This is a genomic window from Demequina sp., from assembly GCF_049841215.1.
Taxonomy (GTDB): domain Bacteria; phylum Actinomycetota; class Actinomycetes; order Actinomycetales; family Demequinaceae; genus Demequina.
Window position 1 is genome coordinate 165,544 of the sequence record NZ_JASGEO010000013.1, and the last position, 23,489, is coordinate 189,032.

The window sequence follows — 23,489 nt, forward strand, 5'->3', positions numbered from 1 at the left end:
GGTGTGCATGGAAAAGGTGGATCGCCGCCGCCGGAACCTCAATCTGTGTGGAGAGGCATTCGGTGTGTGTGGAGGGGCGCTTGGGTTAGCGGGCGCGAGCCGGTTCCACCGCCTGTTGAACCGTTGGCGTGACGGCCGCCGGCTTCTTGTGACGCAGAGCCGTGTCACCCACGACCACACCGACCAAGACGAGGGTCATGAGGATGCAGATGAGCCACTCGTTTGGGCTGAGCGAAGTGGTGCCAATCCACCGCTGCAGGAAGCCAAGCTCCGTCGACAGCACGATGAACAGCACGGGCCAGATCTGCAATTGCATGGCCTTGCCCCACGGTGCCTTGAATCCAAACTCAGGATCCCGCCGTAGTGCGATTGCCGTGCCGAGCGTTCCGAAGGCCATGATCACGTACGTCATGGTGACGGGGTACGACGGGGTGTCCGCTCCCGCGAGATCGTCACTGAAGATCCACAGCGGCGCGAACGAGACCAGGAACAGCACGGCGCCGTAGATGAGCCAGCGCAGCACGTTCTTGCCACTCGCGATTCCCTGATTGACGTTGCGCGGAGGACGCTGCATGAGACCTGGTTGTTCCGGCTCCATGATGATCACGATCACCGCGAAGATCGCCACCGCGAAGTTCAGCACCAACACCTGGATGGGCGTCAGCGCCATGCCTTCGTTCACGTTGAAGATGCTCGCTACCAGGAACAACAGCACCAGCGAGATGAGCTGTCCCATCTGGAACGTGAGGTAGTTAGCGATCTTCTGATACACGGCTCTGCCAAGCCTCACCGCATGCACAAGCGTGGCGAAGTTGTCATCCGTGAGCACGAGTTTTGCCGCCTGCTTGGTGACCTCGGAGCCGGAGCCCATGGCCACGCCGATGTCCGCTTGCTTGATCGCCGCGGCGTCGTTGACAGCATCGCCCGTCATCGCCACAACCTCGCCCCGGTTCTGCAATCGCTGAACCAGACGCAGCTTGTCTTGAGGCGTGACGCGACCAAAGACAGACAGGTCGTCCAAGCGCGAGTCCACCTCAGCGTCGGACAGCGCAGCGAAGTCCACGCCCGCCATTCCCTGGCCGGTGAGGCCCAACTCCTTGCCGATCGCCGCGGCCGTGACCACGTGGTCGCCGGTGATCATGCGAACCGTGATGCCAGCAGCTTGAGCCTCCTCCACCGCGAGCTTTGCCTCGAGGCGCAAGGGGTCGACGATGCCGACAACCCCCACGAACACGAGGCCCTGCATGGAGCTCATGGGGTCGGCAAGGGCTGCCTTCTCTTCCTTGTCCTCGAACACGCGGATGGCAAGCGCGAGCGTCCGCAGGCCCTGGGAGGAGCGGTACTCAATCTCTTCGGTGACCTTGTCCGCGAGCGTGGCAACGGGTGCGCGCGTTGTGCGGTCAACGAACGCCTCCGTGGACCGCGCCAGGAGCACATCCGGAGCGCCCTTGACGATCGCGATGAGCCGGTCCTGGCCCTGGAGTTCTGTGCGGTGGAAGGTGGCCATGAACTTGTAGTCGGAATCGAACGGCACCTCGGCGAGGCGTGGGAACTTGCGCTTGATCTCAGGCACGTCAACGCCAAGCTTTTGGGCGAGAACCACGAAAGCGGCCTCTGTGGGATCGCCGATCACCACGCCGTCCGCGCTCACGGTTGCGTCGTTGGGGAGGGCGAGTGCGTAGGCGAGAGCCTGGTTGTGTTCCACCGGCTCGCCATCGGCGGAACGCACGGCTCCCTCAAAGGAGTAGCCCGCGCCATCTACGGAGAAGGTGCGCCCGCCGATCCAGATGGACCGCGCCATCATCTCGTTCATCGTGAGCGTGCCCGTCTTGTCGGAGCAGATCGCGCTCGTGGCGCCAAGCGTCTCTACGTCGTTGAGGGACGCGATGATCGCCTTGGACTGTGCCAACTGGTTGGCGCCCCACGCGAGCATCTGCTGCACGAACGTGGGCATACCAGTGGGGATCGCGGAGATCGCCACGGCGGTGCCAAGGAACATGAGATCCGCGAAGGACTGGTTTCGCATCAGGCCGATGCCGATGATGATCGCCACCGCGCCCCAGGCCACTGCCCCAATCACGTTCGTCAGCGAGCCCAGTTCCTTCTGCAACGGAGAGCGCACGCGCTCCACTTGCGCGAGCATCGTGGCGATAGCGCCCATCTCCGTGCTCATGCCGGTAGCGACAACAATGACCGTGGCCGTGCCTCTCGTCACCGAGGTGTTCTGGTAGACCATCGAGCTGCGGTCGCCGAGCACCACGTCTTCCGCTGTTGCGGTCGCTGACTTCTCGATGGGCGTGGACTCGCCCGTGAGGGCCGCCTCCTGGGTCTCGAGGGTGGTTGACCTGAGGATGCGCGCGTCCGCGGGCACGATGTCTCCCGCCTCGAGCTCCACCACGTCCCCGGGGACCAGCTCGGGAGCTGGCAGGGATACCACTGCCCCGTCGCGATGAACACGAACCTGCGGCACCTGCATGGTCGCGAGCGCGTCGACGCTTGCCTGCGCCTTCTGCTCTTGCCGCGCGCCAGAAAACACGTTGAAGGCGACGAGCAAAGCAACGAGGATTCCCGTGGACGCCTGGCCAATCGCGAACGAGATCACGGCGACTGCCACGAGCATGATGTTCATGGGGTCCGCAAGTTGCTTCACGCACAGCTGCACGAACGACGCTGGCTTGGCCGCCGTAAGTTGGTTGCGACCGTACTTCTGCAGCCGGGATGCCGCCTCGGAACCCGTGAGCCCCTGTGGCGAGGTGGCAAGCTCGCTTGCCACAGCGTCGGGCTCCCGCGACCACCAGGGGGTCTTTGGTGTCTGCACGGTGTCAACGCTCATGATCGCTCCCTCACATCGGATGTCTATGACACTAGTGCCGCGAGCGGTGCCAGGGGGCAGCGCAGCTAGATCTTTCCCAGCGCCTTCTGCGCCTCAACTCCGCGCTGCATCATCATGAAGTCGAAGGCGTTGAGAGGATCGTCGCCCATCCACCACGGATACCCGCCGCAGCGGCCGGCAATCCGCTGAATCGCCTCGAGAGTGAGTTGCGCGGTCTTGGCCTCTCGCGGACGCACCGCGACCACGAACGCGCTGAGCGCCTGGATCTCCTCGGGGCCGGGGCTTGCGTTGCTCGCCCTCATGAACAGTTCAAAGACATGAGCCAGCTCGTCGTACTGGGCCGCCGAGAGCTTGGGCTCGAGGCCGCTCTTCGCGCTCTCGATGGCCGCATGCGCGAGCATCGCGCGCGCAGGATCCCGCGGAGCGGTGCTCTCGATCACGTGCCGCGCGAACGCCCACGACACGTCCGGGTCCCCCGTCCACTTGGCGGCGAGGCCCTGCATCAGCGCCTCGCTCGCGTAGAAGTCGAACGGCTTGCGGTCGCTCGCGTGTTCGAAGCGACCGATCTTCTCGTCGACATCCGCCTGCAGCCCGCGAGCCACAGCGATGAGCGGCACCCACGGAAGGTGCGAGTCAGGGAAGGCCTCCACCTGTTCGGCGAGAAAGTCCTCGGCCTTGTTTAGCCCCTCGAAGAAGCTCTCCCAGACGGTGTCATCCACCTTCCTCGCCACAACGCCAGTGCGCACGGCCCAGGCGTCACGGGTCAAACCCATGCCTACGAGCGCAGCCGTCACCGGGGTAGGGCCGTCAGCGTGCCAGGCCTCAAAGCGAGCGGTTGGCAGCCCGCGCTCAGAAGCGAGTTCCCAGAAGAAGTAATCCGCCTGCTCACCGGCGCGGAGTTCCGCGTCCGCAATGGTGATGGAGCCCGCCTCAAGCGCGGCTCGCACCTCGTCAAGCGCGGGTGCTCCCACGGCGCCGAACGCCATTGGCCCCTCCCGCAGGTTGTCGATATCGCCCGCCCACGCGGCCTTAAACGATCGCAAGAAACCCATGCGTGGATGCTAGCCGCGGTGTGGGCATGGTCAGACCCACGTAGAGATGACGTCACGCACCATTACGGCCGCGATTGGGGTGGGCTCTGGCGTGTTCTTCCTGGTGAAAGCGGTGCGCGCTAAGCGACGACGATGAGGTCGTCGATGTGCACAAGCGGGCGCGCAAAGTGCTCGCCAAGCGTGTTCTTGAGTTGCGCGGTCGAGAGCCCCAACATCGCCGGAATCTCGTAAGCGGGGAACGCCGCGAGGCCACGAGCCACGATGGCGCCATCGGGCCCCACGATCTCCACGGGGTCACCCGCCTCGAACTCGCCGCGCACGGCGGTGACTCCGGCGGCGAGAAGGGACGCGCGTCGGCCAGCGACCGCCCGCGCGGCACCCGCATCCAGCACCAACTGGCCATGAGTCTTCGCCGCGTGCTTGAGCCACGTGAGCCGCGTCGCCGAGCGCTTCCCCGTGGCCACAAACAGGGTGCCAACGTCCTCGCCAGCCACGGCCGCGGACGCGTCAGACGCCCCAGCAAGGAGCACCGGCATTCCGGAGGAGGTGGCGATCGACGCGGCCTCGAGCTTGGTGATCATGCCGCCCGTGCCCACGGCGGAGCCACGGCGGGTGACGTCGATGCCGTCCAGATCCGCGGGGCTCGAGACCACCGCGATGCGCCGCGCACCCTCCGTGCCGGGCGCGGCGGTGTAGAGCGCGTCCACATCCGTGAGCAGCACCAGGGCCTCCGCGTGCACCACGGTTGCCACGAGCGCGGCGAGGCGGTCGTTGTCGCCAAAGCGGATCTCGTCCGTCGCCACCGTGTCGTTCTCGTTGACGATGGGCACAATGCCCAACTCCAGCAACCGGCTCAGGGCCCGCTGGGCGTTGCCGTAATGCGTGCGGCGCACCATGTCATCCGCGGTGAGAAGCACCTGGCCCACCGTGAGCCCATGGCGGGCGAACGCCGTGGAGTATGCGGCAATGAGCTTGCCCTGCCCCACCGAGGCCGCGGCCTGCTGCATCGCGAGTTCGCGCGGCCGCGCAGGCAGACCAAGCGGCCCAATACCAGCGGCGATGCTTCCAGAGGTCACCAATACAGCGTCCCGGCCCTGCACACGGGCCGACGCTACGGCATCGGCTATGCCTGCAAGGCGGGCTTCGTCGAGGTGTCCGTCAGCGCCCGTCAGTGAGGAAGAACCGACCTTGACGACGATGCGGCGCGCGTCGCGAATGGCGGCACGCGAGTGGCTCACTCGTCCTCCAGGTCCTGATCGTCGCGGGCGGGGTCGGTCCAGTGTCCCGCACCACGCTCGTCGTCGAGTTCGCGGCGCGCCGCTGCCCTTCCCTCGTAACGTTCCTTGAGTTCTTCTCGCTTCTGGGCGCGGGTGGCGCGCTCTGCACGCTCGTGCTGCTCAAGCCGCAGATCGGAACCGCGGGCGCCAAGCAACTCGGCGCCCGCCATCATCGTGGGCTCCCAGTCAAAGACCATCCCGCCCTCGCGCGGACCAATGACCACCTCGGAACCGGGAACCGCGCCAGCCTTGAACAGCGCCTCTTCAACCCCCGCGCGCGCCAAGCGATCCGCGAGGTAGCCCACCGCCTCGTCGTTGGTGAAGTTGGTCTGCTTGACCCACCGCTCCACCTTGGTGCCGCGCACCTGGAAGTAGTCCTCCGCGCCGTCGCGCACGTGCGTCACGGTGAACCCGCTGTCGTCAACGGCTCGCGGTCGGATCACGATGGGCGCAGCCTCGAGTTCGGGAGCCTTGGCGCGCTCCTCCGCCACCATGTCCGCGAGCGCAAAGCTCAGCTCTCGCAACCCCTCGTGAGTCACGGCGCTGACCTCGAAGATGCGCATGCCGCGCTCCTCGAGCTCAGGGCGCACCATCGCCGCAAGATCGCGGCCGTCCGGCACGTCCACCTTGTTGAGGATGATGATCTGTGGGCGCTCCGCGAGCGGCACTCCGTTGATGGCGTCGTCAGTGCTGTAGGCGCGCAGCTCGCCGGAGATGACGTCGAGGTCGCGCAGCGGATCGCGGTCACTCTCCAGCGTGGCCGTGTCCAGCACGTGGGCGATCACGGAGCAGCGCTCGATGTGGCGCAAGAAGTCGTGACCAAGGCCCTTGCCCTCTGATGCGCCCTCAATGAGGCCGGGCACATCGGCGATCGTGTAGCGAGCTCCGCCCGCCTCAACAACTCCAAGGTTCGGCACCAAAGTGGTGAACGGATAGTCAGCGATCTTGGGCCGCACCTTGCTCATCGCCGCGATAAGCGAGGACTTTCCAGCGCTGGGGTAACCCACCAACGCCACATCCGCGATCGACTTGAGCTCAAGAAGAACGGACGCCTCTTCGCCGGGCTCGCCAAGCAACGCGAAGCCGGGCGCCTTGCGCTTGGTATTCGCGAGCGCGGCGTTGCCCAGTCCACCGCGGCCACCGGCGGCGGCCACATACTCGGCGCCGTCGCCAACGAGATCGGCCAGCACTTCGCCGGAGGGCGACTTCACGATGGTGCCGTTGGGCACACCAAGGACCAGATCGGGCGCGTTGGCTCCGTGCCGCATGTCTCCAGCGCCCTGGGCGCCATTGGATGCCTTGCGGTGCGGACCGTGGTGGTAATCGAGAAGCGTGGTCACCTGGGGGTCTACGCGAAGGACAACGGAACCTCCGCGCCCACCGTTGCCGCCGTCGGGCCCCCCGAGCGGCTTGAACTTTTCACGGTGCACCGAGGCGACACCGTGCCCGCCGTTGCCGGCGGTCACGTACAGCACCACGCGATCGACGAACGAAGCCATGGTGCCCTCCTAGTGACGATATGAGCCTAGATATGCGTCAGGGGCGCTGCCATGCGGCGCGCCCCTGAGCGAAAAACTGGTGGTCGGTGAGGGTTACGCCTCTGCGGCCACGATGTCGACGACCTTGCGGCCACGACGCTGACCAAACTGCACCGAGCCGGCGGCGAGGGCGAACAGGGTGTCGTCCTTGCCACGGCCAACGTTGTTGCCCGGGTGGAAGTGGGTGCCGCGCTGGCGAACGATGATCTCGCCCGCGGAGACGACCTGGCCGCCGAAACGCTTCACGCCAAGGTACTGGGGGTTCGAGTCGCGACCGTTGCGCGAGGAGCTTGCGCCCTTTTTGTGTGCCATGAGGAGTTCGCCTTACTTGATTCCGGTGACCTTGAGCCGCGTCAGGTCCTGACGGTGGCCGATGCGCTTGCGGTAGCCGCTCTTGTTCTTGTACTTGAGGATGTCGATCTTGGGACCGCGCTCGTTGCCGATCACCTCAGCGGTGACCTTCACCTTGGCGAGGGCCTTCGCGTCCGAGGTCACCGTCTCGCCGTCGACGAGCAGCAGCGGAGCCAACTCAATCGACGAGCCGGCCTCTGCCTTGAGGCGGTTGACCACGACGATGTCGCCTACGGAGACCTTCTCCTGGCGGCCACCGGCCTTCACAATCGCGTACACCATGATGCGTTCCTTAACGTCTTGACAGGTTTCCCGCCGCAGCCGCACCCATTTTGGTGGGCGCATGCGGGTTTGGGCGCTTCCGCGCCGACGTACAAATGTACCCGCTCGAGGGGGTCCCGGTCAAACGCCGCGCCGTTTCGCTCCCGTGCCCATCGCGGGCTTGCGGGTTCCAACGGACGTGCCATTGCATGGTCCGTCAGTTTCCGTGATTTCACGGGATCTGACGGATCAATCCGCGTTCTGCCCGTCAGTTTGGCTCGCCCGCCCGACGCTGTGGCCGGGTCAGGCGTTCTGCTCGCCTTGGTCTTCGGTCGGCTCGGGCTGCGGCTCGGTGTCGGGCTCCGCCTCAACGTGGTCGCCCGGCAGCTCCACGGGCACGTCGAGTTCCTGCGGCTCGCGCAGGACGACTGGCTCGCCGTCCTCGTCGTGCGGGTGAGCCTTCTCGGCCGCCGCCGCAATCGACGCGAGCGTCGCCTTCACCGCCGCGCGAGCGTCCTCACGGTCGTCGAGCGCGTGCGTCTCGCCGTTCACGGGACCAGAGTGCGAGTGGTTGTGCTCAACCGGCGCCTTGCTGGCACCGCCACGCGAACCCCGGCCAGAGCGTCGGGCCTCCGGCTGCTTTTCCGAAGCCTCGGCGACGGGCTCGCCGTGCACGAGGAATCCGCGGCCCTTGCAATGCTCGCAGGTCTCGCTGAATGCCTCGACCAGGCCCTGGCCAACGCGCTTGCGCGTCATCTGGACCAGGCCGAGCGAGGTGACCTCGGCTACCTGGTGCTTGGTGCGGTCGCGGCCAAGGCACTCAATCAACCTACGCAGCACGCGGTCTCGATTGGCCTCGAGCAGCATGTCGACGAAGTCGATAACGATGATGCCGCCGATGTCGCGCAGGCGCAGCTGGCGAACGATCTCTTCCGCGGCCTCCAAATTGTTCAGCGTCATCGTCTCTTCGAGCGTGCCGCCCTTGCCCACGAACTTGCCGGTATTGACGTCGATGACCGTCATCGCCTCGGTGCGGTCGATGACGAGCGAGCCGCCCGAGGGCAGCCAGACCTTGCGGTCCATTCCCTTCGCGAGCTGCTCATCGATACGGGCCTCCGCGAACACGTCGCGGTCGCCAACGAACTTGTGCAGGCGCTGCTGCAGGTCGGGCGCCACCTGGCTCACGTACATCGACAGCGAGTTCCACGTGTCCTCACCCTGAATGGTGAGCGAATCGAAGTCCTCGTTGAAGATGTCGCGGACCACGCGGATGGCCATGTCGGGCTCACCGCGAAGCAGCTTGGGAGCCTTGCCGTTCTTGACCTCATCCTCGATGGTCTGCCACTGGCGCTTGAGGCGCTCAACGTCGGCGCGCAGCTCCTCTTCAGAGGCGCCCTCGGCAGCGGTGCGCACGATCACACCCGCATCTGCAGGGATGACCTCGCGCAGTAGCTTCTTGAGGCGCGCTCGCTCGGTGTCGGGGAGCTTGCGGCTGATGCCCGTCACTCCCCCACCGGGCACGTACACGAGGAAGCGGCCGGCGAGCGAGATCTGCGACGTGACGCGAGCGCCCTTGTGGCCGATCGGATCCTTCGTGACCTGCACCATGACGGTGTCGCCGGGCTTGAGCGCGAGTTCGATGCGGCGCGGCTTGCCCTCGAGGCCAGCTGCATCCCAGTTCACCTCGCCCGCGTACAGCACGGCGTTGCGGCCGCGGCCCACATCGACGAACGCTGCCTCCATACCAGGCAAGACGTTCTGCACGCGGCCCAGGTACACGTTGCCGGCCATGGACTCTTGGGCCTGGCTCGAGACGTAGTGCTCAACAAGCACGTCGTCCTCGAGCACCGCAATCTGCACGCGCCCGTCCTTCTCCCGCACCACCATGGAGCGCTTGACGGACTCGCGGCGCGCAAGAAACTCCGCCTCGGAGATCACGGGGCGACGGCGCTGCCCGTCGCGGCTCTCGCGCCGACGCTGACGCTTCGCCTGCAGGCGCGTTGAGCCCTGCAGCTGGTCTACTTGCGTGGACGCAGCCCCGCCACGAGATCCGCGCGAACGGCGGCGCTTGCGCGGCTGGCCGTCCTCGTCAACATCGTCGCCCGACGCTGCGTCACCTTCCGCGCCCTCGTCGCCTTGGGTGTCGCTTGCGTCTGCACTCTCGTCGGTGTTCGCGGCGGTGCCGGTCTTCTTTCCGCGTCCACGGCCGCCGCGACGACGACGACGCCGCGCCGTGCCTTCGCCGCCTTCGCCGGCGCCGCCCTCGTCACCACCGCCGGCGTTGTCGCCGGTAGGTGCCGAGTCGGCCGGAGCGTCGGTCTTGGGTGCAGCGTCACTTGCGGCGTCGTTCGCGGCATCCGCCTTGGGTGCGGCCTTCGCCTTGGGAGCCGCCTTCTTGCGCGGAGCCTTAGGTGCGACCTCAGCGGGAGCCTCCACAGCGTCGGGCGCCTGGGACGTGCCCGAAGGCGGACCGGCCGGCGCGGACGCACGGCGAGAGCGGGTGGGGGCTTTCACGGGCTCCGGCGCCTGGAAGATCACGGCGTTGCTGGAGAATTCGGGTGTGGTGTTGTCCTCGCTCACGCGGGTACTCCTGATCGAGGCTCCCCACACGGAGCACCGATATTCGTCGTTCGCGGTTCGGAACTTCCGACCGCGCAAGTCTCAAGTGGCCGCGGCTACAGCGTTATGCGCCCATCCCCGATGTCTCCGCCTTGTGGGCGGGATCCTGGCGGGACTGGCAGCAACTCGACTGCGAATGTCGCGCGGGTGGCGTCCGGTGTGGCTGGGCGCTTCCTTGCGGACCATTGTGGCACAGGGGTGCTGGTTTTCCCCAGTTTCTTGATAATGGCGAGCCGCGCGACACACCCGGGACCTTGGTCCCCCAGCGTCATTCCAGGAAGGTCGGTAGATTCGCGCCTAGGAGCACAGAAAGGTCCCCACTCGCTCATGGAAGCGCTTGATCTGGCTCGGTGGCAGTTTGGAATTACCACCGTCTATCACTTTGTCCTTGTCCCCCTCACCATCGGCCTGTCCGTTCTGGTCGCGATCATGCAGACCGCCTGGTACCGCACCGGAAACGAGAAGTGGCTGCGGCTGACCAAGTTCTACGGGAAGCTGCTGCTGATCAACTTCGCGCTTGGCGTTGCGACCGGCATCGTGCAGGAGTTCCAGTTCGGCATGAACTGGTCCGAGTACTCCCGCTACGTCGGCGACATCTTTGGCGCTCCGCTTGCCATGGAGGCGCTCATCGCGTTCTTCCTGGAATCCACGTTCCTTGGGCTGTGGATCTTCGGTTGGGACAAGCTGCCGCGCAAGGTGCACCTTGCGACCATCTGGCTGCTCGCGATCGGCACCACGCTCAGCGCGTACTTCATCATCGCGGCCAATTCGTGGATGCAGCACCCGGTTGGCGCCGAGTACAACCCTGAGACGGGCCGTGCCGAGATGAATGACATCTGGGCGGTGCTCACCAACCCCACCACGCTCGTCGCGTATCCCCACGTGATCTCCACCGCGTTCCTCGTTGCCGGCACGTTCGTGTGCGGCATCGGCGTGTACTGGATGGTGAAGAAGGCTCGCGCTAACAAGGACGACGCTGACTTGCCGATGTACCGCACGGCGGCTCGGTTTGGGGCGTGGGTGATGATCATCGCTGGCGCAGCCGTGATCATTTCCGGTGACGAGCAGGCCAAGATCATGTTCGAGCAGCAACCCATCAAGATGGCGGCTGCGGAGGCACTCTGTGAGACGGAGCAGCCTGCCGCGTTCTCGCTGCTCTCGGTTGGTCACCTCGGCGCCACCGACTGCAACGACGTCAAGACCGTGCTCGCGATCCCCGGCATGCTCAGCTTCCTCGCCACGGGCGACTGGAACGCGGAGGTCTCCGGGCTCAACGACCTGCAACCCAAGTACGTGGAGCGCTACGGCGCGGTGGACGAGAACGGCGACGTTATCCACTACCAGCCCAACCTGCTCATCACGTACTGGACGTTCCGCCTGATGATCGGCCTCGCGGTGTTCTGCGCAGCGCTGGCTCTCGCGGTGTTGTGGACCACGCGCAAGAAGCAGTACGCGGACCAGAAGTGGATGAAGACCCTTGCCGTGGTGTCGCTGCCGATGCCGTTCCTCGCGGCAAGCTTCGGGTGGATCTTCACAGAGATGGGCCGTCAGCCCTTCGTGGTGGCGCCCAACCCAACGGGCTCCGACCAGATCTTCCTGCTCACCACCTTCGGTGTCTCCACGGCCGTGTCTGCGACCATGGTGCTCACCTCGATGATCGTCTTCACCGTGGTCTACGCGGTGCTTGGCGTGTTCTGGTTCCGCCTGATCCATCGCTACGCGGTGGAGGGCGCTGCCCCCGCCAATCCGCCCCATAATCCCGACGACGGCGAGGCCCCCGGTCCTTTGTCGTTCGCGTACTAGGAGTCCCCCCATGGATCTCGCACTCGTCTGGTTCATCCTGCTGGCGGTCCTGTGGACCGGCTACCTCGTGCTCGAAGGTTTCGACTTCGGCGTGGGCATGCTCATGCCGATCGTTGGCCGCAACAACACGGAGCGCCGCGTGGCGCTCAACACGATCGGCCCCGTGTGGGACGGCAACGAGGTGTGGCTGCTCACCGCGGGTGGTGCCACCTTCGCGGCCTTCCCCGAGTGGTACGCCACGATGTTCTCCGGCTTCTACCTGCCGTTGCTGCTCATCCTCGTGGCGCTCATCATTCGCGCGGTCGCGATCGAGTACCGCGGCAAGATCAACTCCGAGGTGTGGCGCTCGCGCTGGGATCTCGCGATCATCATCTCCGCGTGGATCCCGTCCATCCTGTGGGGAGTGGCGTTCGCCAACCTGGTGCGCGGCGTCAACCTTGACGAGAACCACCAGTACTCCGGCAACTTCTTTGACCTGCTGAGCCCGTTCGCGCTGCTCGGCGGCGTGGTGACGCTGCTGCTGTTCCTGAGCCACGGCTCCATCTTCTTGGCACTCAAGACTGACGGCATCGTCCGCGAGCGCGCCGAGAAGCTCGCCAAGCGCTTTGGCCTGTTCGCGATTCTCGCCGCCGGCGTGTGGGCCGTGTGGGGTCAGCTCGCGTACTCGCGCAACACGTGGACGTGGGGTGCCGTGGGTGTGGCAGCCGTTTCGCTCATCGCCGCGTGGTACTTCAGCAGTACCAAGAAGTTTGGGTTCGCGTTCATCGCGAATGCCGTGGCGATCGCCGCCGCGGTCGTCTTCATCTTTGGGGCGCTCTACCCTAACGTCATGCCCGCGATCAACGACCCGGCCAACTCGCTCACGCTCGACAACGCCTCCTCCACGGACTACACGCTCAAGGTGATGACGTGGGTTGCGGTGATCTTCACGCCTATCGTCCTCGGCTACCAGGCGTGGACCTACTGGGTGTTCCGCAAGCGCCTCCACGTGGATCACATCCCTGAGCACTCCGAGTTGACCTTCTCCAAGGTTTAGCCCCGTATGCGTCCCCTCGATCCGCGCCTCGTAGCGCGGATCGGCCCGGCCCGCCGTTACGTCATCGTGACGGCGGTTCTTGGCGTCTTGACCGCTGTACTGATCCTGCTGCAGGCGCTCGTGATCGCGCGCGTCCTGTCACCTGTGCTCGCCCCCAGTGAGCTCACGGCCGACGGCCTTGGCTGGCTTGGGCGCCTGGTTCCAGTGAGCGTTCGTGACCTCCCCGTGGGGATCGCGTGGCTCGCGGCTATCGTCACGCTCCGCACCGCGCTCATGTGGCTCCAGGAGCGCCAAGCCCACCGTGCAGGCACCCGCGTGGTGAGCGAACTGCGCGAGGCCGTGGTGGAGCATGCGGCGACGCTGGGGTTGAGGTGGGCAGCGTCGGGCCGTGCGGCCGATGTCACCATCCTGTCTACGCGCGGCCTGGACAACCTGCTCCCCTACTTTGTGCGGTACTTGCCGCAGTTGTTCCTGGCCGTGACGGTCACGCCGATCATGGTTGTGGTGGTGCTCGGGCTCGACATCACGTCCGCCTTCATCGTGGTGGTGACGCTCCCGCTGGTGCCGATCTTCATGATTCTCATCGGCCGCCTCACGCAGGTGCGGTCCGCGCGGCACCTCACCGCGATGCAGCGCCTCAGCACGCAGACCCTCGACCTGATCTCGGGCATCCCCACGCTGCGCGGCTTTGGGCGTGCGCAGGGGCCAGCGGCGCGCGTGCGCGAGCTTGGGGACGCCCACCGCCGCGCGACGATGTCCTCGTTGCGCGTGGCGTTCCTTTCGGGAATGGTGCTTGAGCTGCTCACCACGCTGTCCGTGGCGCTCGTTGCGGTGTCGATGGGCTTTCGCCTCGCGGACGGCAACATCAGCATCGAGACGGCGCTCGCGGTGCTTGTGCTTGCGCCAGAGGTCTACCTGCCGCTGCGCAACGTTGGCACGCACTTCCACGCGTCTGCAGACGGGATGGCCGCCGCCGACGCCGCCTTCGAGTTCCTTGACCAGCGCACAGACCAGCGCCCTCGCACCGGCCCCGCCCCATCGCTTGTCGGTACACCGGTGTCGCTTCAGGGCTTTGGGGTGACCGCGGCGGACGGGCGAATGGCGCCTGCCGCCCTGTCGCTCGAGGCCGCCCCGGGCGCGGTGACCGTGCTCGTTGGCCCCAACGGAGAGGGCAAGTCCACGGCCCTCGCGGCTCTCGCTGGTTTGGTAATGCCCGACGCGGGGGTCGTGACGGCGGGTGGCGTCACCTTAGGCTCCGGCTCCTCCGCAGTTGAGGACGATTCATGGACCCGGCAGTGCGCGTGGGTGCCGCAGCGGCCAGACCTCGGCCCAGAGGGCCGCACGCTGAGCCTTGGCCAGCGCCAGCGCGTGGCTCTCGAGCGCGCGTTTGCGTCAGACCGTCCCGTGCTCTTGCTTGACGAGCCCACCGCGCACCTGGATAAGGCTGGGCGCGCCGAGGTGATCGCCGCGGTGCTCGCGGCGGCCGCTGCCGGGCGCACCGTGGTAGTGACGACGCACGAGCGCGAACTCATGGACGCCGCATCATCCCTGGTAGAGGTGCGTGCGTCATGACGCCACGATCCGCGCTGAGAGAGGCCATCCGCGATACCGGCATCACCTGGTGGGGGTACGCGCGATCAGTGCTTGCGGGCTCTGCCGCGCTTGGTTCCGCGGTGGGACTCGCGGCCGTTGCCGCGTGGCTCATCGGCCGCGCCGCGCAGCTGCCCTCCCCTGCCGACCTCGCTCTCGCCGCGGTCGCAGTGCGGTTCTTCGGCATCGGGCGCGGCCTGTTCCGTTACGTGGAGCGCCTGCTCTCCCACGACACCGCCCTGCGCGGGGTGGTGACGCTTCGCGAGCGCACGTACGAACGCCTCGCGGGCGCAAGCGCGCGCTCCGTGCTGTCACTGAGGCGCGGCGATATCGTCGCGCGAGCGGGAGCGGACCTGGACGCCGTTGGCGACGTCGTGGTGCGCTCCCTCATCCCCTTTGGCGTGGCCGTCACCATCTCCGCGGTCGCCGCGGGCATCGTGCTGTGGCAACTACCGATCGCGGGCGCGGCCCTCGCGCTCGCCCTGATCCTCGCGGGCGTAGTGCCCGCGGTCCTCACCGCTCGCCAGGCGCGCATCGCCGCCGACGCAGGCGTGGCAGCGGCCGCAGAGGTGTCCGCGGCGGCGCTCTCCGCCATCGAATCGAGCGCCGAGCACCGAGTGTGGGACGAGGACGGCGCGGCGCTCGACGCATTGCGGCGTGCCAACCGCGCCTCTGAAGGTGCGGCCGACGCCGCCGCCCGGCCCGCGTCCCTCGCGGCGGCCTCGCAAACGCTGTTCAGCGGCCTTGGACTCATCGCGTGCCTCGCACTCGCCGTGACCGCGGCCCGCAACGGCGACATCAGCGGCCCCGCGGCCGCGATAGTCGCCCTCACTCCGCTCGCCGCTTTCGAGGCCGTCGGCGCCATCCCTGCTGCGATCATGCAGTACTACCGATCGTCCGCCGCGGCGTTGCGCCTTGCCCAGATGAGCGACGAACCAGAGGCGACCACAGCGTCGGGCATCATCACCCCGGCGACGCTCGAGCTCACGGACCTGAGCGTTGGCTGGCCGGGCGCCAAGCCAACTCCACCCGTCACGGGAGAGGTGACGCCGGGAAGCGCGCTCGCGCTCGTTGGGCGCTCCGGCGTGGGCAAGACCACGCTCTTGCTCACGATCACGGGCGCCCTTCCCGCGGTCGCGGGCGGCGTCACCTACGGCGGCAAACGCCTCACTCCCGCCGACGCGGGCGCGGCATTCGCGCTCACCCTCGAGGACGCGCACCTCTTCGGTACAACGGTGCTCGAAAACCTGCGCGTCGCGAGGGCGGGAATCACCGACGACGATGCCTGGGAGGCGCTTGAGCGCGTGGGGCTCGCCGAGTGGGTGCGTGCACTTCCGGCCGGGTTGGACACGGAACTCGGGACGGGAGGTCACACCGTCAGCGGCGGCGAACGCCGGCGCTTGCTGATGGCCCGTGCCCTACTCGCAGACGTGCCGCTGCAGCTGCTCGACGAACCCGGCGAGCACCTCGACACCGCTGGTATCGCCGCCTTTGGCGCGGCCGTCGAAGCGATGCGCGCCCAGGGCCGTACCGTGGTGATCGTGACGCACGACGACGAGGTGATGGCGATGGCGGACGCGGTGGTGACTCTCGATGGTGAGTGAACCACTGCTCGACGCGATCGTGTCTCTCAACGCCCAGTTGGACCTGCCGCACGTCCTCGACCGCTTCCTCGGTGCCGCCACCGAACACACCGGCGCCAACTATGCGGCCATCAACATCGTGGACGCGGACGGCATCAGTGTTGACTTCCACTACACAGGGGTGCCCGACGGCGTGTGGGCTCGGATTGGCCGCGCACCTAACCACGTGGCCACGTTGGCGAGGATTCCCGACGACGGCGTGATCGTCATCGACGAGCTCACGAAGCATCCGTCGTTTGCGGGCTTCCCCCCTGGTCACCCGCCCATGGGGGCGTTCCTTGGCACGGCCTTGCGCGTGCGGGGCGAGGTGTTTGGCTACCTGTACCTTGCGGACAAGGTGGGAGGCTTCACCGCCGACGACCAAGATGCGGTGCTCGCGCTCGCCGCCGCGGCGTCCGTGGCGATCGACAACGCACAGCTCTACGAACGCGCTGTACGGCGCGAGCGGTGGCTCGAAGCGTCGCAGGGAATCACCACGGAACTGCTCAGCAATCCCGGCGAAGAGGACGCGCTTGGGCTGGTGGTGGAGTCCGCGATGAACCTTGCCGATGCAGCTCACGCCGCCCTCGTGCTGTCCGGGGTTGGCGACACGTGGGTGATGGAGTTCACCGCGGGCCCCCTCGCGAGCGAACTCCTTGGACTCGTGCTACCGGAGGACGGCTTCGCGATTGGCGCGATCCGCACGGGTGAGGGAGCGATCGCCGCCGCGCCGCCCGGTGGAACCATCCTTGTTCCCGTGCGCGATCTTGGCCCCACGCTCTACGCGCCGCTGCGCACTGGTGACCGCAGCGTCGGGCTACTCATGCTATGGCGAGACAAGGGTCAGCGGCCCTTCAATGACGAGGACCTCGCCACCGCTCAACGCTTCGCCAACCAAGCGGCCGTGGCCCTCACGCTGTCCGAGCTGGCGCACGTTAAGAACGTCACGCAACTCTTGGAGGAGCGTGATCGCCTCGCCGACGATCTCCACGACTTCGTCTCCCAAGAGCTCTTCGCCACCGCGATGCAGATTGAGGCCATCTCCGCGGATGTGTCTCCCGAGGCTGCTGAGCGGCTGTCGCGAACCCTCGACCATGTCAAGCGCGCCCAGCACGAGGTGCGCGGCGTCATGAGCACCCTCGCCGGTCACCGATCAAGCGAGCCGTTCGGTGAGCGCATCAACCGCGAGCTCATCATGGCTCAAGACTCGTTGGGCTACGTCCCCACTCTCCACGCCGACTGGGTGGGCGTTGACGACGCGGTGGCCGGGGATGTGAGCCTCGGCGATGACGTGGTGGCGGTGCTGCGTGAACTGCTCTCGAACGTGGCGCGCCACGCGGACGCGTCGGCCGTGCACATCGATCTTGGCGCCGCCAACGGACGATTCAGCATTGTGGTCACCGACAACGGCATCGGGCCCGCGGGTGCGCGCAATCGCCACTCGGGAACCTCCAATCTCGCGGGCCGCGCGCTTCGCCGCAACGGCACGTTCACGCTGGATCCCGTGGCGCCGGCCACCGACCACCCGGGCACCCGTGCCGAATGGAATGTCGAGATCAACGAATAGGGGGACCATGAACGTCGCGCTCAGAATTGCCGCCGTGCTCGCGGTCGTTAACACCGCTCTGTTCATGTCGGAAGCGGCCGACGAGGGGCCGAATCCCGGCCTCATAACCCTCACCGTGGTTGGCGCGGTCGGGGTGGTCCTGTGCTTCATGCCCGCCCCGCTGTGGGCCAAAGGGGTTGGCGCGATAGCGCTCGCGGTGGCACCCGGATACTTCTACCCCTTGAACGCGGTCTTCTTGGTCCTTGGCGTGGTGGCCATCGCCATGGGGGTACGACAACGCCGCAGAACGGAACGCGTCAACCGCGGAACGACTGCGCCTTCTTCGCCGTAGCCCACGCCACCACCTGCGTGCGGCGCTGCAGGCCCATCTTCGCGAGCACGCTCGTCACGTGGTTCTTGACGGTCTTCTCGGCGATGCCAAGGCTGTCCGCGATCTCGCGGTTCGCGAGCCCCTGACCCACGAGGTCAAGCACGCGGCGCTCCATCGGCGTGAGGCGCGCAACGGCGTCGTCCTCGTGCACAGCGATGTGCTGACCGTGCTCGCGGCCGCTCGCGGCGTCACGCACCGCCTGCAGCACCTCCGCGGAGCCCGCGGTCTTCGCAAGGAACACATCCGCGCCGGCAGCCCGCGCCGCCGCACGCGCCTCGTCATCGTCATACGAGGTGAGGACCACGACGCGCGTCTCAGGAAGCGACTCCCGCACCTGGGCGATGACGTCGAGGCCCGTGCCGTCGGGAAGGCGAAGATCGGAAAGGATCACCTGCGGCCGCACGGCCACCGCGCGGCGCACGCCTTGCGCCACATTCGCAGCTTCCGCGACGACGGTGAACCCGTCCGCGCGATCGATAATGTCGCAGATGCCTCGACGGACCACTTCGTGGTCATCGAGCACCATCACGGTGATGTCGGCCATGGGGTGAGCCTATCGTGACCTCAGGCGCTGGCAGCGAGGACACCAGTGCGTGGAGCGGCCTCCCATGACGGCGCGCAGCATCGGCCGTCCGCACCGCGCGCACGGCTCTCCCCCACGCCCATAGGCGTTGAGTTCACGGTCGAAGTAGCCCGACTCCCCGTTGACGTTCACGTAGAGCGCGTCAAAGCTCGTGCCACCAGCGGCGAGCGCTTCGCTCATCACCTCTCGCGCGGCGTCCAGGAGCGCGCCGGTCGCCTTGCCGCTCATGCCCGACGCTGGGGTTGCGGGATGCACTCGCGCTCGCCACAGCGCTTCGTCGGCATAAATATTGCCGATTCCGCTCACGAGGGTTTGGTCAAGCAGCACCTGCTTGATCCCGCGATAGCCCTTGCGCCACTGGGCAAGCACCGTGGTGCGGCGAAGGGCGGGATCAAGGGCATCGCGCCCAATGTGTGCCACCGAGGCCGGGACCAAGGGCGACGCGCTTCCAAGCCCACCGGGGAGGCCATCCGGCGTGAGGACAACGGGCTCGGCGTCAAGGTAACCAAACGTGCGCTGGTCAAGGAAATCCAGGGTGAGCGGGCCGTCGGGCAGGGAAAGCGTGAAGCGAGCGCGGCAATGCGGGTGAGGCGCGGGCGCCGGCACAGGCGCCACGCGGAACTGGCCGGACATGCCAAGGTGCGCGGAGAGGGCGAGGGCGCCGCCGCTGAGGTCAAGGCCGTCGAGCAGCATCCACAGGAACTTGCCTCTGCGGACCACTGCCTCGATGCGGGAACCGGTAATGGCGGCGGCGAATGCGTGCGGGCTGGGGGCGCGGCGGACGCACGAGTCGCGGAAGACCTGCACGTGATCGATGCGGGCGCCGAGAACGTGGGCTTCGAGGCCCAGGCGAACGGACTCGACCTCAGGCAGCTCAGGCAAGTCAGGCGTTCGCGGCGTCGGTCGCGACGATCGCGCGATAGGCCTCTGCCGCGGCGGCCTGCTCCGCGTGCTTCTTCGCGGTGCCGGTGCCGCTCCCGATGACGTCGCCGCCAACGAGCACATGGGCAGTGAACTCGCGCTGGTGATCCGGGCCCGTGCCGTCCACCTCGTAGACGGGGGCGCCAAGGCCGCGCTCAGCGGTGGCCTCTTGGAGGGAGGTCTTCCAGTCGAGCGCCACTCCAGAAACGGCGGCGGCCTCCAACGTGGGGCCCACCAAGCGCAACACAACCTCGCGAGAGGTCTCGATGCCGTGGGTGAGGTAGATCGCACCGAGAATCGCCTCGAACGCGTCGCACAGGATCGAGTCCTTGTCAGCGCCGCCGGACGTGCGCTCTCCCTTGCCGAGCAGGACGCACGGACCCAACTCGAGCTCGCGCGCAACCACGGCGAGGGCGCGTTGCGACACGGATGCCGCGCGCATCTTGGCCAGCTCGCCTTCCGGCAGATCCGGGTGGGTGCGATACAGCCAATCGGTAACGACGATGCCCAGCACGGAGTCGCCAAGGAACTCAAGGCGCTCGTTGGTGGGCAACCCCCCTGCCTCATAGGCAAAGGAGCGGTGCGTGAGGGCAAGCACTAGCAACTCGGGGTCCACGCTGACACCGAGCCGCTCCACAAGGGCATCAGCTGACGCCTGGCCCGGTGTGGTCATGAAGATGGGTGCTTAGCCCTCGTGCTCGGTGCGCAGCGCCTCGACGTACTGGCGACCGTTGTAGGCGCCGCACGTGGGGCACGCCTGGTGCGGAAGCTTCTGCGCCTTGCACTGCGGGCACGCAACGAGGTCGGCGGCGGTCGCCTTCCACTGCGAACGACGCGCACGCGTGTTGCTGCGCGACATCTTGCGCTTGGGAACAGCCACGGCTAACTCTCTTTCGTTTCGGTCAAACCCTGCAGGGCCGACCATCTTGGATCGATCACTTCATGCGTGTGCTCCGGGTCATCCGCGAGCCGCGCGCCGCATTGGTCGCACAGCCCCGGGCAATCCGGGTCACACAACGGGATGAACGGCAGTGAAGTCACCACCGCGTCCCGCACAAGTTCTTCAAGGTCAATGACGTCGCCATCAAACTCGTAGACGTCCTCTGGCTCGCCTTCCTCGTCGTCGACCTGCTTGTCAGGGTAGGTGAACAGCCCTTGGAAACTCGGGTTCACCTCAAGGCGAACCTCGTCCAAGCAGCGGCTGCACTCCCCAACGGCCTCAGCCGCGACGGTTCCGTGAGCCCAAATGCCTTCGGAGACGGACTCGAAGCTCGCACTGAGCTCCACGTTCGCGCCCTCCGGCACACCGATGACATCCGTGCCAAGGACCGCAGGGGCCGGAAAGCTCTCAGAGGCTTGCCTCTGCTCGCCGGGACGACGCACCAGTTCCCGCATGGAGAACATGTACGGCGAGGCGGCAGGGCGGTGGTGATGAGACACGCACGCCTCCAGCTCGTTCCGGTCCGGGTGGACCTTGGCCCATGACGCAACGGCAGGACCAGCGATCAAGTGTACGGGAAAGGAGCCCTCCGGCTCAACCCGATGCCACGGCGAGCCTAGAGCGCAGCTGCCACAGCGTCGGGCACCCCGGCGGGAACGTACGCAGAGATGTCCCCACCGTGCCTCGCAACGTCCCTCACCAGGGACGACGCCACGTGCGCGAGCGCCGCGTCGCCCGTGATGAACACCGTCTCGATGCCCGTGAGCGAGCGGTTCATGAGCGCCATGGGGCGCTCGTAGTCGTAATCCGCTCCGCCGCGAAGACCCTTGACGATGGCGGTGGCGCCGCGCTCTTTGCAGAAAGCGACGAGCAGGCCATCGGTGGCGGAGACAGTGACATTTGGCACGTGCGCCAAGGCGTCCGACGCGAGGGAGACTCTCGCTGCCAGGCTCAGTAAAGGGGTCTTGGCCGAGTTGTGGGCCACGGCCACGATCACCTGGTCAAAGAGGTTCGCTGCCCTCGTAGCGATGTCCACGTGGCCAAGGGTCACGGGGTCAAAACTGCCTGGCAGAACGGCGGTTGTCATGACTTCACCTTATGAGCGAAGTGGAGAACTGTCTCCCCATAGTCCTTGGAGACGATGGGCGCGATGGTTGGAGGCCACTCCGGAAGGGGCGCGCGGCGGGTCCACTCGACAATCACGTTCGCCTCCGGATCGAGGCGATCCGCGAGCGCGTCCAGGACGGCCGCGAGGTCTCCCCTGGCGATGTCATACGGGGGATCGATGAAGACGAGCGAGTACGTCTCGTTGGTGCGGCGGAGAAACTGGAGCGCACGCTCCTTGACCACGCGCGCCCTGGTACCCAGGCCTAGCTCGCGGATGTTGGCCTCGATGATGCGCGCGGCTGGCGTCGCTGATTCCACGAGCGTTGCGGTGGCGGCTTTGCGGCTCATCGCCTCAAGCCCGAGCGCTCCGGATCCGGCGTAGAGGTCAAGGACGTGGGCGCCTTTGAGTGCATTGGCGGCATCGAGCCTGCTGAAGAGCGCCTCGCGAACGCGATCGGTGGTGGGACGCGTGCCCGCGGCGGGCACCTGTAGGCGCCTGCCGCCAAAGTCCCCCGCGATGATCCGCGTCATGCGGGAAGTCTACGGGCGGCGGCAGGCCAGCCCAGCGTCGGGCCAGCATCCGCCGGTTCACCCCTCCACACACGGCGGATGCCCCTCCACACAAAACCGTGTCTCCGAGCACGCCGCACTCCCCCGTCGTACGGGGCGTGACCCCGGCAACACCGAGGTTGTGTGGAGGGGCATCCGCCGTGTGTGGAGAGGTGTTCAGGGGTTACGCGATGCGGCGCATCACTTCTAGGCACGCGCGGGCGTTGTGGTACGGGCACTTCCAGGGCCCAATCTTCACGTCGCCTTGCGCCCCAACGCGCACTGATCCGTCGCGCTCGAGCTCGGCGAACCACTCGCCATGCTCACGGTCGATGACCTTGTCTTCGATGAAGTCCCACGCGCCGAGCGCGGCCGCGCGGTCCTCCGCGCGGCCCGCGATCTGGAACGCGTTAAGCCACCCCACCACGCCTTCCGCCTGGGGCCACCAGTGCTTCTGATCGTTCACCACGCCCTGGGGAGTGCCCTCGTACATCACCGCGCCGTCGTCATCGAGTCCGTGCGCACGCACCGCGTCTGCGAGCAGCAGCGCGGCTGAGCGCGTCCGCTCCTCGAGTTTCCCGTCATCGATCCCGGCCGCGGCGAGCGCCTCCCACGCATCCCACAACAGCCAGCTGGCCTCGATGTCGTGCCCGTAGCTCACGGTGTCCACCTGCGAGTTCCAGTCCGCATCGAAGAACAACTCGCAATGGGCGAAGGGAGTGAGCACCAGGATGTGCTCAAGCGACACGGCGAGTAGCTCATGCAGCGCCTCCCGTACCCGGGGATCCCCCGTCACGCGCAGCAGCGTTGTGTACGCCTCAAGCACGTGCAGGTTGGTGTTCATGGACTTGGGGACAGACATGTCCTTATCGCTGAGCGCGGTGTTCTCGAGCGGTCCCCACGTGCGCGACAGCGCCTCCAGGTATCCGCCGCGCGAGCGATCGCGCGCGTGCCCCTCGAGCAGGGTGAACAGTTCCCACGCGGCCTCGCGAGCTCGCTCGGCACCCGTGAGCTCGTACCACTGCGCGAGTCCGTAGATGGCGAAGGCCTGCGCGTAGACCTGCTTGCGGTCGGCGGCGACGCTGCGATCGGGGTTGAGCGCCCAGTACACGCCGCCCTCACTCTCGTCCCAGAAGTCGCCGAGCAACAGGTTGAGTGACGCCTGTCCCACGGCCGTCAGCTCGTCGCGCCGTTCCGCGAGGTCGCGCGCCGCCACCGCAAACGTCCACAGCGTGCGCGCGGCAATGACCGAGTGGCGCGGGCGCGAATTGTCGATGGTGAGGTCGTCGAGCACCGCGCCGCGAAGCCACCCCGCGTCGTCGAAGGCGTGCTCGGTCCAGAACGGAAGGATGTCATTGACGAGCTCGGCGCGAGCGCGCGCCTTGAGCTCCGTGAGGGCCGCGTCGCCCACCACAATTTGAGGCATGAGCCAACGGTAGCGGGAATATCGAAACGTATCGACCGCTCGCC

At 66.9% G+C, this 23,489-nt stretch carries 21 protein-coding genes; 6 read left to right on the top strand and 15 right to left on the bottom strand.

What is annotated here, in order from left to right:
• Nucleotides 1-85 precede the first annotated feature (85 nt).
• The 7 genes from QM618_RS06730 to QM618_RS06760 form a co-directional block, all read right to left on the bottom strand.
• Nucleotides 86-2,833 carry a cation-translocating P-type ATPase gene (locus QM618_RS06730; RefSeq protein WP_428095980.1) on the bottom strand — a complete coding sequence of 916 codons (2,748 nt, stop codon included), beginning with the start codon at nt 2,831-2,833 and terminating at the stop codon, nt 86-88.
• Nucleotides 2,834-2,898: 65 nt separating this feature from the next.
• The gene (locus QM618_RS06735) at nt 2,899-3,885 is read right to left on the bottom strand and encodes a hypothetical protein (protein WP_428095981.1); all 987 of its coding nucleotides are present in this window, start codon (nt 3,883-3,885) and stop codon (nt 2,899-2,901) included.
• Nucleotides 3,886-4,004: 119 nt separating this feature from the next.
• Entirely contained in the window at nt 4,005-5,123 is a 1,119-nt protein-coding gene (proB, locus tag QM618_RS06740; protein ID WP_428095982.1) for a glutamate 5-kinase, read from the bottom strand.
• Complete coding sequence (obgE, locus tag QM618_RS06745) at nt 5,120-6,661, bottom strand: GTPase ObgE (protein ID WP_428095983.1); 1,542 nt, start codon at nt 6,659-6,661, stop codon at nt 5,120-5,122. Before obgE ends, proB begins: the two co-directional genes overlap by 4 nt.
• A 93-nt stretch (nt 6,662-6,754) precedes the next feature.
• Nucleotides 6,755-7,012 carry a 50S ribosomal protein L27 gene (gene rpmA, locus QM618_RS06750; protein WP_428095984.1) on the bottom strand — a complete coding sequence of 86 codons (258 nt, stop codon included), beginning with the start codon at nt 7,010-7,012 and terminating at the stop codon, nt 6,755-6,757.
• Between the two features lie 12 nt (nt 7,013-7,024).
• Nucleotides 7,025-7,333: a 50S ribosomal protein L21 gene (gene rplU, locus QM618_RS06755; protein WP_428095985.1), complete on the bottom strand. Its 309-nt coding sequence runs from the start codon at nt 7,331-7,333 to the stop codon at nt 7,025-7,027.
• Between the two features lie 282 nt (nt 7,334-7,615).
• Nucleotides 7,616-9,892: an Rne/Rng family ribonuclease gene (locus tag QM618_RS06760; protein ID WP_428095986.1), complete on the bottom strand. Its 2,277-nt coding sequence runs from the start codon at nt 9,890-9,892 to the stop codon at nt 7,616-7,618.
• 366 nt (nt 9,893-10,258) lie between these two features.
• Between QM618_RS06760 and QM618_RS06765 the strand changes: the two genes are divergently transcribed.
• Genes QM618_RS06765 through QM618_RS06790 form a run of 6 tightly spaced genes read left to right on the top strand, consistent with a single transcriptional unit; the run spans nt 10,259 to nt 17,880 of the window.
• Entirely contained in the window at nt 10,259-11,734 is a 1,476-nt protein-coding gene (locus tag QM618_RS06765) for a cytochrome ubiquinol oxidase subunit I (protein ID WP_428095987.1), read from the top strand.
• A 10-nt stretch (nt 11,735-11,744) separates the two neighbouring features.
• On the top strand, nt 11,745-12,770 hold the full coding sequence (gene cydB / locus QM618_RS06770) for a cytochrome d ubiquinol oxidase subunit II (RefSeq protein WP_428095988.1): 1,026 nt from the start codon (nt 11,745-11,747) through the stop codon (nt 12,768-12,770).
• 6 nt (nt 12,771-12,776) lie between these two features.
• Nucleotides 12,777-14,342, top strand: coding sequence for an ABC transporter ATP-binding protein/permease (locus QM618_RS06775; protein WP_428095989.1), 1,566 nt, complete (start codon nt 12,777-12,779; stop codon nt 14,340-14,342).
• The gene (cydC, locus tag QM618_RS06780) at nt 14,339-15,964 is read left to right on the top strand and encodes a thiol reductant ABC exporter subunit CydC (RefSeq protein ID WP_428095990.1); all 1,626 of its coding nucleotides are present in this window, start codon (nt 14,339-14,341) and stop codon (nt 15,962-15,964) included. Before QM618_RS06775 ends, cydC begins: the two co-directional genes overlap by 4 nt.
• Complete coding sequence (locus tag QM618_RS06785; protein ID WP_428095991.1) at nt 15,954-17,549, top strand: sensor histidine kinase; 1,596 nt, start codon at nt 15,954-15,956, stop codon at nt 17,547-17,549. Before cydC ends, QM618_RS06785 begins: the two co-directional genes overlap by 11 nt.
• Before the next feature lie 7 nt (nt 17,550-17,556).
• Nucleotides 17,557-17,880 carry a hypothetical protein gene (locus tag QM618_RS06790; protein WP_428095992.1) on the top strand — a complete coding sequence of 108 codons (324 nt, stop codon included), beginning with the start codon at nt 17,557-17,559 and terminating at the stop codon, nt 17,878-17,880.
• Here QM618_RS06790 and QM618_RS06795 read toward each other — a convergent pair.
• The 8 genes from QM618_RS06795 to QM618_RS06830 form a co-directional block, all read right to left on the bottom strand.
• Nucleotides 17,846-18,463 carry a response regulator gene (locus QM618_RS06795; protein WP_428095993.1) on the bottom strand — a complete coding sequence of 206 codons (618 nt, stop codon included), beginning with the start codon at nt 18,461-18,463 and terminating at the stop codon, nt 17,846-17,848. The genes QM618_RS06790 and QM618_RS06795 overlap by 35 nt on opposite strands.
• A 9-nt stretch (nt 18,464-18,472) precedes the next feature.
• Entirely contained in the window at nt 18,473-19,384 is a 912-nt protein-coding gene (mutM, locus tag QM618_RS06800) for a bifunctional DNA-formamidopyrimidine glycosylase/DNA-(apurinic or apyrimidinic site) lyase (RefSeq protein WP_428095994.1), read from the bottom strand.
• A 1-nt stretch (nt 19,385) separates the two neighbouring features.
• Nucleotides 19,386-20,096 carry a ribonuclease III gene (rnc, locus tag QM618_RS06805; protein ID WP_428095995.1) on the bottom strand — a complete coding sequence of 237 codons (711 nt, stop codon included), beginning with the start codon at nt 20,094-20,096 and terminating at the stop codon, nt 19,386-19,388.
• Between the two features lie 12 nt (nt 20,097-20,108).
• Nucleotides 20,109-20,303 carry a 50S ribosomal protein L32 gene (rpmF, locus tag QM618_RS06810; RefSeq protein ID WP_428095996.1) on the bottom strand — a complete coding sequence of 65 codons (195 nt, stop codon included), beginning with the start codon at nt 20,301-20,303 and terminating at the stop codon, nt 20,109-20,111.
• A gap of 2 nt (nt 20,304-20,305) precedes the next feature.
• Nucleotides 20,306-20,863, bottom strand: coding sequence for a YceD family protein (locus tag QM618_RS06815; RefSeq protein WP_428095997.1), 558 nt, complete (start codon nt 20,861-20,863; stop codon nt 20,306-20,308).
• 116 nt (nt 20,864-20,979) lie between these two features.
• On the bottom strand, nt 20,980-21,450 hold the full coding sequence (gene coaD / locus QM618_RS06820; protein WP_428095998.1) for a pantetheine-phosphate adenylyltransferase: 471 nt from the start codon (nt 21,448-21,450) through the stop codon (nt 20,980-20,982).
• Nucleotides 21,447-22,001 (bottom strand): 16S rRNA (guanine(966)-N(2))-methyltransferase RsmD, encoded by a 555-nt coding sequence (gene rsmD / locus QM618_RS06825; RefSeq protein WP_428095999.1) that lies wholly within the window; start codon nt 21,999-22,001, stop codon nt 21,447-21,449. The genes coaD and rsmD overlap by 4 nt, the downstream gene beginning before the upstream one ends.
• 202 nt (nt 22,002-22,203) lie before the next feature.
• Nucleotides 22,204-23,445 carry an AGE family epimerase/isomerase gene (locus QM618_RS06830; protein WP_428096000.1) on the bottom strand — a complete coding sequence of 414 codons (1,242 nt, stop codon included), beginning with the start codon at nt 23,443-23,445 and terminating at the stop codon, nt 22,204-22,206.
• Between the last annotated feature and the right edge of the window lie 44 nt (nt 23,446-23,489).